This window comes from Sphingomonas sp. IC4-52 (genome assembly GCF_020707225.1).
GTDB lineage: Bacteria > Pseudomonadota > Alphaproteobacteria > Sphingomonadales > Sphingomonadaceae > Sphingomonas.
Genome location: NZ_JAJFEU010000001.1, coordinates 1,161,380 through 1,174,378 on the forward strand (window position 1 = coordinate 1,161,380; position 12,999 = coordinate 1,174,378).

Consider the following 12,999-nt stretch of genomic DNA (forward strand, 5'->3'; position numbering starts at 1 on the left):
GTGTCGGCCGCTCCCATGCCCATCCCGGGGCACTTCTATCCCGTGCCCGTCGCCCGTGCGGTCACCCCGCGCGCCGATGGCCGTATTGACCTCGTCGGGCTGTCCAAGGACGAATTGCGCGAGACGCTCGCCGCCGCCGGGCTCGAGCCGCGGCAGGCGAAGCTGCGCGCCAAGCAGATCTGGCACTGGATCTACAATCGCGGCGCGACCGAATTCACCGCGATGACCGATATCGCGAAGGCGCAGCACCCGTGGCTCACCGAACGCTTTGTGATCGGTCGCCCGCAGGTGGTCGAGGCGCAGGTGTCGTCGGACGGCACGCGCAAGTGGCTGCTCCGCTCGGACGACGGCCAGGATTTCGAGATGGTCTTCATCCCCGATGCGGACCGCGGCACCCTGTGCGTGTCGAGCCAGGTCGGCTGCACGCTCAACTGCACCTTCTGCCACACCGGCACGATGAAGCTGGTGCGCAACCTCACCGCCGGCGAGATCGTTGGTCAGGTGATGCTGGCGCGCGATGGCCTCGGCGAATGGCCGAGCCAGCCGGAAGGGCGCATGCTCACCAACATAGTGATGATGGGCATGGGGGAGCCGCTGTACAATTTCGACAATGTGCGCGACGCGCTCTCGGTCGTCATGGACGGCGACGGGCTTGCCTTGTCGAAGCGCCGCATCACGCTCTCGACCTCGGGCGTCGTGCCGATGATGGCGCGCGCCGGCGCGGAGATCGGCGTCAACCTTGCCGTCTCGCTCCACGCCGTGACGAAGCCGGTGCGTGACGAGATCGTGCCGCTCAATCGCAAATACGGCATCGAGGAACTGCTTCAGGCGTGCGCCGATTACCCCGGCGCGAACAACGCCCGCCGCATCACCTTCGAATATGTGATGCTGAAGGACAAGAACGATTCGGACGATGACGCGCGCGAGCTGGTCCGCCTGCTGCGCCACTATCGGCTCCCCGCGAAGGTCAATCTGATCCCGTTCAATCCCTGGCCGGGCACCGCTTACGAATGTTCGACGCCGGAGCGGATCCGCGCCTTCTCGAACATCATCTTCGAGGCGGGCATCTCCGCGCCGGTCCGCACGCCGCGCGGCCGCGACATCGACGCTGCCTGCGGCCAGCTCAAGACCGCGGCCGAGCGCAAGAGCCGTGCGCAGCTGGATCGCGAGGCGGCAGCCGAGGCCGCCACCGCCTGATCGCGTCGACACGACTTCCATGACGGGGAGGGCATCGCCCTCCCCGTTTCGCATTCAGCCGCGTCGGTCGTTGCGCGGGCTGAGCTGCCCCGGCGAGATGAAGCCGATCGGCTGGATCGAGGCCGCGTCCTGCTTCAGCTTGGATGCGATCTGCTGGTAATCGCGCTCCATTTCTTCGGTCACGCTCGCGCGGGATTCCTCCAGCGCCGCCTCGAAGTCACCCATGTACACTTCGCGCGCACCCAGCGACCGCCGCAGCGCGATCAGGCCCGCGCGACGCACCACGTCGCCAAGGTCGGCGCCGGTGAACCGCTCCGTCCGCCGCGCCACCAGGTCGAGGTCCACGTCATGCGCCAGCGGCATCTTGGCGGTCTGGATGCCCAGGATGCGCCGCCGCCCGGCCTCGTCCGGCACGCCGACATAGATCAGCTCGTCGAACCGCCCCGGCCGCAGCAGCGCGGGATCGACCAGGTTGGGCCGGTTGGTCGCGCCGATCACCACCACGGACTGCAATTCCTCCAGCCCGTCCATCTCGGCAAGGATGGTGTTCACCACCCGCTCGGTCACCTGCGGCTCGCCGAGGCCACCGCCGCGCGCCGGCACCAGGCTGTCGAGCTCGTCGATGAAGATCACCGTCGGCGCCACTTGCCGCGCGCGCTGGAACAGGCGGGCGATCTGCTGCTCGCTCTCGCCATACCATTTGCTCAAGAGGTCGCTCGATTTGGTGGCGATGAAATTCGCCTCCGCCTCGCGCGCCACCGCCTTCGCCAGCAGCGTCTTGCCGGTGCCCGGCGGCCCGTAGAGCAGGAAGCCCTTGGCCGGCCGGATGCCGAGGCGCCGGAACGCATCGGGATCCTTCAACGGCAGCTCGACGCCTTCCTTCAGGCGCATCTGCGCATCGTCCAGCCCGCCGACATCGTCCCAGCGGACGGTCGGCGCCTGCACCATCACTTCGCGCATCGCGCTCGGCTGGACGCGCTTCAACGCTTCCATGAAGTCCTCGCGAGTCACCGCCAGCGTGTCGAGCACCTCGGGCGGAATGGTCCGCTCCTCCAGGTTCAGCCGCGGCATGATCCGCCGCACCGCCTCGATCGCCGCCTCGCGGGTCAGCGCGGCAAGGTCCGCGCCGACGAAGCCGAAGGTGGTGCGCGCCAGCTCGCCCAGGTCCACCTTGTCGCCCAGCGGCATGCCGCGAGTGTGGATGCCCAGGATCTCGCGTCGCCCGCGCTCGTCAGGCACGCCGACCACGATCTCGCGGTCGAACCGCCCCGGCCGCCGCAGCGCCTCGTCCAGCGCCTCGGGCCGGTTGGTGGCCGCGATCACCACCAGGTTCGCGCGCGCCTCCAGCCCGTCCATCAGCGTCAGCAGCTGCGCGACGACGCGCTTCTCCGCCTCGCCCGATACCTGCCCGCGCTTGGGCGCGATCGAATCGATCTCGTCGATGAACACGATCGAGGGCGCGCTCTTGGCCGCTTCCTCGAACACCTGCCGCAGCCGGCCCTCGCTCTCGCCATAGGCGGAGCCCATGATCTCGGGGCCGTTGATCAGGAAGAACTGCGCGTCGCTTTCATTGGCAACCGCGCGCGCCAGCCGCGTCTTGCCGGTGCCGGGCGGGCCATGCAGCAGCACGCCCTTGGGCGGGTCGACGCCCAGCCGCTGGAACAGCTCGGGGTAGCGCAGCGGCAGCTCGACCATCTCGCGCAGCTGGTCGATCGTCGCCGCCATGCCGCCGATATCGTCGTAGGTGACGTCGGCGCGGCGCGCCTCGTTCGGCTCCTCATACTCGGGCCGCAGCTCGACCTCGGTATTCTCGTCGATGTGGACGATGCCCTTGGGCGCCGCGGACACGACGACCAGCCGGATCTCCTGCAACGCATAGGCCGGGGCGTTGACGAACTGCTGCATCCCCGGCGGCATGTTCGCCACGCGCTGGTGCCCGGCAGTCGCCACCACATCGCCCTGCGCCAGCGGCCGGCCGATGAAGGTGCGCTTCAGCGCCACGGTCGACCCTTGCAGCCGCAGGTTCTGCGCCGCCGGCGCGAACACCACGCGCGTCGCCGGGCTCGACTCGGCCTTGCGCACCTCGACGAAATCGCCCGAGCCGACGCCGGCATTGGCGCGCTGCAGGCCGTCGATGCGGACGATCGCCAGTCCCTCGTCCTCGGAATAGGGGCCGACCGCGCGCGCCGGCGTGGTCTTCTTGCCGATGATCTCGATCACGTCGCCTTCGGTGAGGCCAAGCGACGCCATGAACGCCCGCGGCAAATGCGCGATACCGCGCCCGCTGTCTTCCGGGCGGGCGTTGGCAACCTGCAATTTGGTGGCTTGTGTGTCGCTGTCGGCCAAGCCGCTTCTCCTTCGGTATCCGTGTCCGCTAAGATAGATACGCACGAACGCTTTTGGAGTAGCCGGCCCGGCGGCCTTTTTCGTGCGCGACGCACGAATGTTCTATGCCCCGGCAAAGACACAAAAAAAGGGCCGGCCCGAAGGCCAGCCCATGGAAGTTTTTAGGAGAGGATGCCTGAAAGGCCCGCCCTATGTGCGTCGAACCCGCTTATTGTGCAAGTGCGAAGAAGAACGCTGCGATTGCAAAATATGCAAACGGACAGTACGGGTTTCGCGGCTGATACGTGTCCAGTGGCAACCTCGCTCAGCGAAGGATTGAACGTCCCATGCGCCGACTTCCTCCGCTCACCGCGATCGAGGCGTTCGTCGCCGTTGCGCGGCTTGGGTCTGTTAAAGCTGCTGCGGAAGAGTTGGCGCTTTCCGCGCCGGCACTCAGCCGCCGGCTGCAGACACTGGAGCGCTTCCTCGGGCGCTCGCTTTTCGAACGCCGGCATCAAGCTATGGTGCTCAACGGCGACGGGGACCGGCTTCTTGCCCAAATCGCGCCGCTGCTGGACCAATTATCCGACGCTGTAGAATCGATGACCAGCGCCGTGGAAGTTCTTCGGCTCCGCTTAGGGGTGCTGCCGCTGTTCGCATCTCAGCGGCTCTTTCCGAGGCTGGCGGAACTCCGCGCCGCCCATCCCGAAATCCACCTCGATATTGATACCGGTGCTCATGGCGTGGCGCGTCTGGGCGAAGGGTTGGACGCGGTGATTGCCCTTGCACGGGATGTCGACCCGGGTTTGTACGCCCGCCGCCTCGACCGGAACAGAGTTTACGTGATCGGCGCTCGGTCGCTGATCGAGCGCTCCGATCCGGTTGTGCGCCCTGAACAGCTCGCGACGCTAACTGCGCTGGTTCACCGGGAGATGCCAGACACATTCGTCGCCTGGCGGACGGCGGCGGGGCTGCACGACATCGAGCCTCTCGCCATTGATCATTTCGACTCTGGAGCGCTGATGCTGGAGGCTGCGGCCCAGGGTTTGGGCGTCGCCTTTATGCACGAAAGCCATTTCCAGGACGCAGCCGACCCCCGGCTCGTCAGGCTTTTCGATATCGAGGTAGTGAGTCCTTACAGCTACTGGTTCGTCTGCCGTCCCCGCGCGCTTCAACTGAAACAGGTGCGCATATTTCGGGATTGGCTGATCAGCACTTTGGGCTCTGAGACCGTATAAAAGCTTCCGATCGGCGTCGCTAAGCGACCTTATGACGCGTCATCAACGCTGGGGTCGTGCGGGTTGCCGGTTTGCCGACACCCCGCAACAACCTGGCCGACGTCGCTTAAGAAGCGCGCATCTTCACGATTTTGCCGGGCTGGCGCGGCGGCTCGCCCTTCGGGAGCGCATCGATCAGTTCCATGCCCTCGGTGACTTCGCCCCAGACGGTATACTGACCGTCGAGGAAACGGGCATCGTCGAAGCAGATGAAGAACTGCGAATTGGCGCTGTTCGGATCGTTCGTACGAGCCATAGAGCAGACTCCACGCACATGCGGCTCCTTGGAGAACTCCTGCCGGAGGTTCGGCTTATCGGAACCGTGCATACCGGTTCCAGTCGGGTCGCCACCCTGAGCCATGAAGCCGGGGATCACGCGATGAAATACGACGCCGTCGTAAAAGCCTTCGTTGGCAAGCTCGGCAATGCGCTTGACGTGCTCGGGCGCCAAATCGGGGCGCAGCTTGATCGTGACGTCGCCGCCGTCCAGCGTCATCACCAGCGTGCTATAGGTATCGGCCATGGCAGGCTCCTTCCGGTCATCGGGAATGCGGCGCCCTACCCGCGCCCCGACGCGAACGCAAATCGCCGTGGTTGGCACCGGCAGGCTCTGCCGCTAGAGGCGCGACAAGAGCAGGCAGCCGGTTGGGAGGCGGGCGATGAGCGATACCGAACTCCGCGGCGACGATCGCATCGAAGAAGGCGAACACCAGCTAGACGAAGACGATCGGCTGAAGCCCGAATTCGTTGATGCCGTCTTGCAGGCGGTTGAGGCGGGCGAGACTGAAGAGGCCAAACGCCTGGTCGAGCCGCTCCATCCCGCCGACATCGCCGACCTTTTCGAACTTACTCCAGAGGATCAGCGCGCGCCGCTTGCGGCAGCAGTAGCGGACCTGCTCGACGGCGACGTGTTCGCCGAGATGAACGACTATGTTCGCGAACAGTTGATCGATGCGCTTGACGCTCGCCAAGTCGCGGACATTGCGTCCGAACTTGACACCGATGACGCCGTAGCCATCATCGAGGATCTCGATGCCGAGGAGCAGCGCGAAGTGCTCCGGGCCATGGAGCCTGACGATCGCGCCGCCATCGAAGAGGCGCTGAGCTATCCGGAGGAATCTGCTGGCCGCCTGATGCAGCGCGAATTGATCGCGGTGCCAGAGCATTGGACGGTTGGCGACACCATCGATTACCTGCGTGGCCACGAGGAGCTGACAACCGACTTCTGGGAAGTGTTCGTCGTAGATCCGGCGCACAAGCCCGTCGGCACCTGTGCATTGTCGTGGATCCTGCGTACCCCCCGGTCGATCTCCATGTCCGACGTGATGAAGCGTGAACAGACGCTGATCCCCGTCGATATGGATCAGGAGGAGGTGGCGCTTCGCTTTCAGAAATATGCCTTGATCTCCGCCGCCGTGATTGATGGTTCCGGCCGGCTGGTCGGCATGATCACGGTCGACGACATCGTTCATATCATCCAGGAAGAGGCCGGCGAGGACGCCCTGCTTCTGTCGGGCGCTGGCGAAGGCGATATCAATGAGCCGGTGATCGACAGTTATAAGGCGCGCGTGCGCTGGCTGATTGCCAACCTGTTCACCGCGCTGCTCGCGTCATTCATCATCTCGCGGTTCGAAGACACGATTCAGCGCATGGTCGCTTTGGCTACGTTGATGCCGATCGTTGCCGGCGTCGGGGGGAATGCCGGAACGCAGACCTTGGCAGTCACCGTGCGTGCCATGGCCACCAATCAGTTGACTCAGTCAAACACCGCGCGCGCGATCACGCGCGAGATCCGCGTGGCCTTGCTGAACGGCGCCACCGTGGCGCTGGTGATCGGCACAGGCGTGGCGCTCATCTTTGCCAATCCCATGCTGGGCGGCGTTATAGCGGCCGCTATGATGACCAACATTCTGGTCGCCGGCCTCGCGGGCGTGTTGGTCCCGGTGATGCTTGAGCGATTTAATGCCGATCCGGCGGTATCGTCATCGGTGTTCGTCACCATGACGACCGACTCAATCGGCTTCCTCGCGTTTCTGGGGCTCGCGACTGCCTCTGGCCTCGTAGGCTGAGGCTCCCCACATGGCGGCTTCCATGCCGTCTGAAACCTCGCCTCTACACATCACCAAAGTCGCCTTCGGCCACACCACCGTCGAGCATCTCGCGGAGCGCCTGCGGGAACGCGGCGAACATGGGCCATTGTTCCTGACGACGCGCTACCTGCCGAAACGCCATGAGGAGATCACCGGTCGCGGCTCGCTCTTCTGGATCATCAAGCACCAGCTAGTGGCCAGATCGCCCATTCTATCCTTCGGCGAGGCTGAGGGCGGCCGAGTTGCGATCCACATTGATCCTGTCCTGCGGCTGGTCGCGGCGAGACCCAAACGCGCGCATCAGGGGTGGCGCTATCTTGAGCACGCGGATGCCCCGGAGGACTTGGGCGGCGACCGTAGCGGCATGGCCGCTCTCCCGCCGGCGTTGATGGGAAAACTCGCGGAGCTTGGGTTGGTCTAGATCCAGCACTGCGACATCTAGATCAGGGTGCCGACCACATCCATGAACCGCGACAGGCTGATCGGCTTTGACACATAGGCTTCCGCCCCGGCGGCGCGGATGCGTTCCTCATCATCCCGTCCCGCATAGGCTGTCACTGCCATCACCGGAATGGCTTGCAGTTCGCCGTCCTTTTTCAGCTCCAGGATCAATTCATAGCCAGTCACATGGGGCATCTGAATGTCCATGATGATCAGATCTGGTGAAAGCTCTCGCGCCCGCGATACCGCCTCCCGGCCGTCACGCACTGGTTCAGCCGCATATTCGTGCGCACGCAGCAGGTCACAGAACAGCTTCAGGTTCAGTTCGTTGTCCTCGACAACGAGCACCTTCTTTGCCACGCGCGTCTTTCCCCCGTTTGGCAGGCGAAGATAGGCAATGAAACGAGGCGTTTCAAACGAAGAACCGGCTGACGCGCTTGCTCTTCGCGCCCTCGCCTGGACTTTGTCGGATTCCGATCGGGCAGGTCGGCTGCTTTCACTCACCGGCCTCGATCCCGACGATCTTCGCGCCCGCCTGACCGATTCGTCGGTTTTGGCTGCGTGCCTTCAGTTCCTTGAAGCGCACGAACCCGACCTTATCGCCTGTGCGCAATCGCTCGATGTTCCGCCGGAAGCGTTGGTACGCGCCCGTCACCAACTGGAGTCGCTATGATCACTCAGCCCTCACGACCATTGCTCATTTCGGACTGTGACGAAGTACTCCTGCACATGGTACGCCATTTCGGAAGCTGGCTGGGCGAAGCGCACGAGATCGATTTTGAGCCGACCAGTTGGGAACTGGGCCGCAACATGCGTCGTCGCCACGACGGCGGCGTTCCGTCGCGCGAGGAAATGATGGGCTTTCTGGACGGCTTCTTTCCGGGAGAGATGCACCGTCAGACGCTCGTCCCCCACGCACGCGAGGCCTTGGCGCAAATCGCGGAGGTCGCGGATATTGTGATCCTGACCAACCTTCAGGATCAATGCCGCAGCCACCGCATCGACCAGCTCGCCGCGTTCGGCATCGAGCATCGCGTCGAGTGTAATCAGGGCCCCAAGGGAGGTCCGGTGGCGGCGCTCGTGGCCGAACATGGCAACCCGGTAACGGTCTTCATCGATGATCTTCCCATGCACCATCAGTCCGTGGCGGAGCTCGCGCCTCACGTGCACCGGCTGCACATGGTCGCGGAGCCGACGCTCGCACCGGGCGTACCACCTGCCCCCGCCGCTCACGCTCGCATCGACGTTTGGCCCGAGGCGCTGACGTGGATCACCGACCGGTTTGCCGCAGGTCAGCCTGCGCAGCATTGACCGACGCCGATCGCTGGTGTTGAAACTCCCGCATGACTGACCGTATTGATCAAAAGCTTGCGGAGCTCGGCCTCAGCCTGCCGACCGCCGCCGCGCCCGTTGCCACCTATGTTCCAGCCGTGGAGGCCGGAGGTCTTCTTCACGTTTCCGGCCAGCTTCCATTCCGCGACGGCAAGGTTGTGACCGGCCAACTCGGCGGCGATCTGGATGTTGCCGCCGGCCAGGAAGCGGCCAAGCTGTGCGCGCTGATGGTGGTTGCGCAGGCCAAGGGGGCGCTTGGTGATCTGTCGCGCGTTGCGCGCATCGTGAAGCTCGGTGTTTTCGTGAATTCGGCGCCCGGCTTCGGCGATCAGCCCGAGGTGGCAAATGGTGCGTCGGACCTGATGGTTGCGCTGTTCGACGATGCTGGCAAGCATGCCCGTGCTGCCGTCGGTGTCGCCGCCCTGCCGCGCAACGCCGCTGTTGAGGTCGACGCCATCATCGCGGTGAACAACTGAACTTAAGTCTCACTGCTCCGTTCAGGCTGAGCGTGCCTTTGTACGATCCCCGCTTGTCATCACACTCGCTCCCGTCGAGCAATGGCGAGCGGCGATCCTGCTCCAGGCGCCTCGCCACCCGAGCTCCCGTTGCCGCCTCTGAGATAATCAAAAGCGGCCAAAATCGCTGCGGGCACGACGGGCCATGAACGTCACCGCCCATCTGGCAAGTGGCGTTGCCGAAATCCCTGCCGAATCGTGGGACGCTTGCGCGGGCAACGGAAATCCCTTTGTTAGCCACGCCTTCCTCTCCACTCTGGAAGATTCGGGAAGCGTTGGCGGCCGCAGCGGCTGGCAACCGGTGCCCGTCGTCGTGGACGGCGCGGATGGCGCGCCCGTCGCCGTAGCGCCCGCTTACGCCAAGTCACACAGCCAGGGCGAATATGTGTTCGACCACGCCTGGGCCGACGCATGGGAGCGGGCCGGAGGGTCCTATTATCCGAAGTTGCAGATCGCAGCTCCGTTCACCCCAGTCCCTGGCCCTCGCCTGCTGCTCCGTAATCAAGACGCCGCGCCGGCGCTAATCGGGGCGCTGGAGGCCGTTACTGACCAGCACGACCTTTCCTCGGCCCACGCCACATTCGTTTCGCTGGATCAGGTGCCTGCATTCGAGGCGGCCGGCTGGCTGATTCGCGAAGGAACGCAATTCCACTGGCGCAACGAAGGCTACGGCTCGTTCGATGATTTTCTCTCGACCCTGGCCAGCCGCAAACGCAAGGCGATCCGCAAGGAACGCGCCGCTGCCGTTCAGGGGTTGGAGATCCGCCATCTCACTGGTGCCCAGATCGGCACGCGAGAGTGGGAAGCTTTTTGGACATTTTACCAGGACACCGGAAGCCGCAAATGGGGCCGCCCCTATCTCACCCACTCCTTCTTCCCTTTGTTGGGAGAAAGAATGGGTGATCGCTTGCTTCTGATCCTTGCGGAGCGGGACGGCGTTCCGATCGCGGGTGCCTTGAACTTGATCGGGGCGGATGCACTTTACGGGCGATATTGGGGCGCGACACAGGAAGTGCCATTCCTGCACTTCGAACTGTGTTACTATCAGGCGATCGATGCAGCGATCGCGCGCGGGCTGACCAGTGTAGAGGCTGGTGCGCAGGGCGAGCACAAGCTCACCCGCGGCTATGCTCCCGTTCCCACCTGGTCGGCGCATTACATCCCCAATCCGGGCTTCCGCCGCGCTGTGGCCGACTTTCTGGTGCGCGAGCGGGCGGCCGTGGAGATGGACCAGCAGTTTCTTGAACGTCTCACTCCGTTCCGAAAGGGGGGCTGACCTAGCGGACGGGCTCACGATCAGCCACCGCCTGAAGCCCCGGCCCGGTCGTCGGCACAACCTTCGGCGGTACGATCTTTCGGGCTAGTTGGAACGACACGCCGATCACCGCCGCATGGTTCATGTTCACGCGCCCGTTCACCTGCCGCTGCCGCTGATTGAGATAGCCGAGCTCGAACGCCGTGCTCGACGATACCGGCAGCTGAACTCCGACGAAGGTCCACAGATCGTCATAGCCCTTGCGAGCGCCCCAGTCAGCCTCGGTAAGGTTCCAGTAAAGTTCCGCGGAAACAACGCCGACGGGGCCACCGCTCTCCTTCTTGGTTAGCGGCGTTGCGAGCAGGATTTGCTGCGCCACGCGAAGGTTCCAGTCTTTGCCCGTAGATCTCTGGCGCTGCTCAAACCTGGTTTGCGCGCGGATACCGATGCGCCCGATCGCACCAACTCGGTAGGATGCCTGCTGGATGAATCGGTTTTCGTGCAGGTCCCGCGGCAGGCGCGCACCATCGATAAAGGCGTAGAGATAGCCGGCGGACAGGATCAGAGATTCACTCTTACGCCACGAGATGATCGGCGGAATGATGGTGATTGGCGCAGTTGCAGCATTGCGGGTCGAAAAGCGTGGCTGAACTTCACCGGTCAAAAAGACGTCGTCGGTCAGTGGTGCGGTAACTTGGATACTGCCCCAGATCTGCCCGCCGTGGTTCGTATCCGCAGTTGCCGGTGCCGACAGGCACATCAGCATCGCGGCTCCAGCCGCCAAGCATCCCTTCAAGGCGTGACCCTCCCCTTTTCAGGTCTGAACACCTGAACAGGCGACAAGTGCCGCGGCGCAGCAAAATTTCTGCGATGCAACGATGCGCCGACGGTTCAGGAGCGCGGCGGAGGGGGAAGCTGAAGTTGCTGCTCGCGGATACGACGCGCGCGAAGTTCCAGGAACCATCGCGGGTAGAGTTCTTCGTCCGTAATCTGCGGCGTCGGCCGTTCGCGGTTGACGGTCAGTAGCGCGCTTGCGCCAGTTGGCGAGCGCCAGATCCGATCGAGATCACTCGCGTAGCGAGGGTTGAAGGGCGGAGTCCGGATCAACCAGACGTAATCGAACGCTTCTCGGGGAAAACGGGCGATCGAAAAGTCGATCGGCTTCCACCACTCCCGCGGGCACCAACCGGGCGTCACGATCTCTGAGGAGTCGTGCGCAAACATGCCGGCTGCCGTGTAGCGAGCCGTGAGCAGCTGCGCGCCGGGCATGGACCATTGATCATTCGTGTAGGCGAGGCGGCGGACGAGAGCGATCGCCGGCAGATGCTCCAGGCGACTCATCTTCCACTCGTTGCGGCAGTTCGTTCCCACGAAGGATACGAGGCGCGCACCCACGGGCACCTTGTCCAATGCGGCAAGCTCGGTGTCGTAATCACGATCGAACAGCCAGTAACTGACCGTAGTGCCCGCAGTGCGCGCCAGAAAGAAGCTCATCCCAAGCATCGCGAGCACGCCGGCATGGCGCAGCGTCATGCCGATCCGCGGCCTTATCGCGATCAGGGCGACGGCGACGACGAAGGGCGCAAGCCGCATGTCCGCATAGGCCGATCCGAAGACGATCCTCGGCAGCAGGAGGTAGACGGCGGCCAGGAACAGGGCCGACAGGAGCAGATTGCGAGAATATTCGATGGCCGGATCGCGAATGGCCTTGAGGAGAACCAGCAGGAACACGGCGGTGGACGCTACGTCCCAGAACTCCCACCGATCGCGCAGGACCATCATCACCCAGGCGACCTTCGCCTGCCAGTTGAACCAATCGGCCGTTTGGCCGGTGACATGATCACCCGACCGCCAGAAGATCATGAGGATCATCGGCAGCGCAAGCGGAACGCAGCCGAGCCCGGCCCGCACCCAACTTTCGAACCAATGGCCCGAACCCGCATCCTTGCGGGCATCGTGCTGCCGGATCATCTCGGCAGAAAAGGCGAGCACCCCGAGCACGCCCCAGCCAAAGGTGTGACACAGCCAAAGCAGGCAGGAGAGCGGCACGAAAAGCGCGGCGCGCAGCCCTATGCGCTTCAGACGCGCCATCCGCAGCCACAAGGCGAAGAGGCAAAGTGCCAGGCCCATCGAAAGGGCGAAGTTTACGAACCCGAACTGGAACGGGTAGCTATAGGCGAGCGGCAGCGCGAACAGGGCTGTCGGCGGGATTCGGCCATGCACCTCGCGTGCGATCCAGAGCAGCCCAGCGACCGTCAGCGCCGGGATCGTCATTACGATCAGCTTGACGCCAAGCTCCAGTCCGAAAAGCGCGGCAAACGGCACCACCAGCAAGTCGATGCCCAGGTTGCCGATCAGCGACCATTCGAAATTGTACCAGTCGGCTAGCCACGGCGCATGCGCCAGCGGCGTGAGCTGCACGCGATAGCGCCCCATATGCCCCGGCAGATCGACCAGCGGCGGAATATCCGGCCACAGTAACGGAACGATCGCGATCAGCGTGGCGAGTGCGACAAAGGTGCGCGTCTGCCACCAACGAAGGGGCGCCCCCGACTGGTCCATCAGAC

The 12,999-nt window shown here is 64.2% G+C and carries 13 protein-coding genes; 8 read left to right on the forward strand and 5 right to left on the reverse strand.

What is annotated here, in order from left to right:
• The first annotated feature begins 15 nt into the window (after window positions 1–15).
• The gene (gene rlmN, locus LK535_RS05740; protein WP_227770879.1) at window positions 16–1,197 is read left to right on the forward strand and encodes a 23S rRNA (adenine(2503)-C(2))-methyltransferase RlmN; all 1,182 of its coding nucleotides are present in this window, start codon (window positions 16–18) and stop codon (window positions 1,195–1,197) included.
• 54 nt (window positions 1,198–1,251) lie between these two features.
• On the opposite strand, the gene LK535_RS05745 is transcribed toward rlmN, so the two are convergent.
• Window positions 1,252–3,543, reverse strand: a complete 2,292-nt coding sequence (locus tag LK535_RS05745; RefSeq protein ID WP_227770880.1) for a CDC48 family AAA ATPase — start codon at window positions 3,541–3,543, stop codon at window positions 1,252–1,254.
• Window positions 3,544–3,869: 326 nt separating this feature from the next.
• On the opposite strand from LK535_RS05745, the gene LK535_RS05750 reads away from it, so the two are divergent.
• Window positions 3,870–4,760, forward strand: a complete 891-nt coding sequence (locus tag LK535_RS05750; protein ID WP_227771094.1) for a LysR substrate-binding domain-containing protein — start codon at window positions 3,870–3,872, stop codon at window positions 4,758–4,760.
• Window positions 4,761–4,866: 106 nt separating this feature from the next.
• On the opposite strand, the gene LK535_RS05755 is transcribed toward LK535_RS05750, so the two are convergent.
• A complete protein-coding gene (locus LK535_RS05755; RefSeq protein WP_227770881.1) occupies window positions 4,867–5,322 on the reverse strand; it encodes a peptidylprolyl isomerase in 456 nt (151 codons plus the stop codon).
• Window positions 5,323–5,458: 136 nt separating this feature from the next.
• On the opposite strand from LK535_RS05755, the gene mgtE reads away from it, so the two are divergent.
• Window positions 5,459–6,868: a magnesium transporter gene (mgtE, locus tag LK535_RS05760; protein WP_227770882.1), complete on the forward strand. Its 1,410-nt coding sequence runs from the start codon at window positions 5,459–5,461 to the stop codon at window positions 6,866–6,868.
• A gap of 10 nt (window positions 6,869–6,878) precedes the next feature.
• Complete coding sequence (locus tag LK535_RS05765) at window positions 6,879–7,310, forward strand: DUF1489 family protein (protein WP_227770883.1); 432 nt, start codon at window positions 6,879–6,881, stop codon at window positions 7,308–7,310.
• Between the two features lie 17 nt (window positions 7,311–7,327).
• Here LK535_RS05765 and LK535_RS05770 read toward each other — a convergent pair whose 3' ends face one another.
• Entirely contained in the window at window positions 7,328–7,690 is a 363-nt protein-coding gene (locus LK535_RS05770) for a response regulator (protein ID WP_227770884.1), read from the reverse strand.
• Window positions 7,691–7,727: 37 nt separating this feature from the next.
• Between LK535_RS05770 and LK535_RS05775 the strand changes: the two genes are divergently transcribed.
• From LK535_RS05775 to LK535_RS05790, 4 genes are all read left to right on the forward strand, one after another.
• Window positions 7,728–8,003 carry a DUF3572 domain-containing protein gene (locus LK535_RS05775; protein WP_227770885.1) on the forward strand — a complete coding sequence of 92 codons (276 nt, stop codon included), beginning with the start codon at window positions 7,728–7,730 and terminating at the stop codon, window positions 8,001–8,003.
• The gene (locus tag LK535_RS05780; RefSeq protein ID WP_227770886.1) at window positions 8,000–8,641 is read left to right on the forward strand and encodes an HAD family hydrolase; all 642 of its coding nucleotides are present in this window, start codon (window positions 8,000–8,002) and stop codon (window positions 8,639–8,641) included. The genes LK535_RS05775 and LK535_RS05780 overlap by 4 nt, the downstream gene beginning before the upstream one ends.
• A gap of 32 nt (window positions 8,642–8,673) precedes the next feature.
• The gene (locus LK535_RS05785) at window positions 8,674–9,138 is read left to right on the forward strand and encodes a RidA family protein (RefSeq protein ID WP_227770887.1); all 465 of its coding nucleotides are present in this window, start codon (window positions 8,674–8,676) and stop codon (window positions 9,136–9,138) included.
• A gap of 184 nt (window positions 9,139–9,322) precedes the next feature.
• On the forward strand, window positions 9,323–10,453 hold the full coding sequence (locus tag LK535_RS05790) for a GNAT family N-acetyltransferase (RefSeq protein ID WP_227770888.1): 1,131 nt from the start codon (window positions 9,323–9,325) through the stop codon (window positions 10,451–10,453).
• A 1-nt stretch (window position 10,454) separates the two neighbouring features.
• On the opposite strand, the gene LK535_RS05795 is transcribed toward LK535_RS05790, so the two are convergent.
• Together LK535_RS05795 and LK535_RS05800 are read right to left on the reverse strand one after the other, a co-directional pair.
• The gene (locus LK535_RS05795; protein ID WP_227770889.1) at window positions 10,455–11,216 is read right to left on the reverse strand and encodes a DUF2490 domain-containing protein; all 762 of its coding nucleotides are present in this window, start codon (window positions 11,214–11,216) and stop codon (window positions 10,455–10,457) included.
• A 107-nt stretch (window positions 11,217–11,323) separates the two neighbouring features.
• Complete coding sequence (locus LK535_RS05800; RefSeq protein ID WP_227770890.1) at window positions 11,324–12,994, reverse strand: hypothetical protein; 1,671 nt, start codon at window positions 12,992–12,994, stop codon at window positions 11,324–11,326.
• Window positions 12,995–12,999 lie beyond the last annotated feature (5 nt).

Excerpts from the sequence above, each read along its gene's own strand:
- LK535_RS05785 (WP_227770887.1), top strand. The coding sequence starts at position 8,674 with ATGACTGACCGTATTGATCAAAAGCTTGCGGAGCTCGGCCTCAGCCTG.
- rlmN (WP_227770879.1), top strand. The coding sequence starts at position 16 with ATGCCCATCCCGGGGCACTTCTATCCCGTGCCCGTCGCCCGTGCGGTC.
- mgtE (WP_227770882.1), top strand. The coding sequence starts at position 5,459 with ATGAGCGATACCGAACTCCGCGGCGACGATCGCATCGAAGAAGGCGAA.
- LK535_RS05755 (WP_227770881.1), bottom strand. The coding sequence starts at position 5,322 with ATGGCCGATACCTATAGCACGCTGGTGATGACGCTGGACGGCGGCGAC.
- LK535_RS05780 (WP_227770886.1), top strand. The coding sequence starts at position 8,000 with ATGATCACTCAGCCCTCACGACCATTGCTCATTTCGGACTGTGACGAA.
- LK535_RS05800 (WP_227770890.1), bottom strand. The coding sequence starts at position 12,994 with ATGGACCAGTCGGGGGCGCCCCTTCGTTGGTGGCAGACGCGCACCTTT.
- LK535_RS05775 (WP_227770885.1), top strand. The coding sequence starts at position 7,728 with ATGAAACGAGGCGTTTCAAACGAAGAACCGGCTGACGCGCTTGCTCTT.
- LK535_RS05790 (WP_227770888.1), top strand. The coding sequence starts at position 9,323 with ATGAACGTCACCGCCCATCTGGCAAGTGGCGTTGCCGAAATCCCTGCC.
- LK535_RS05765 (WP_227770883.1), top strand. The coding sequence starts at position 6,879 with ATGGCGGCTTCCATGCCGTCTGAAACCTCGCCTCTACACATCACCAAA.
- LK535_RS05750 (WP_227771094.1), top strand. The coding sequence starts at position 3,870 with ATGCGCCGACTTCCTCCGCTCACCGCGATCGAGGCGTTCGTCGCCGTT.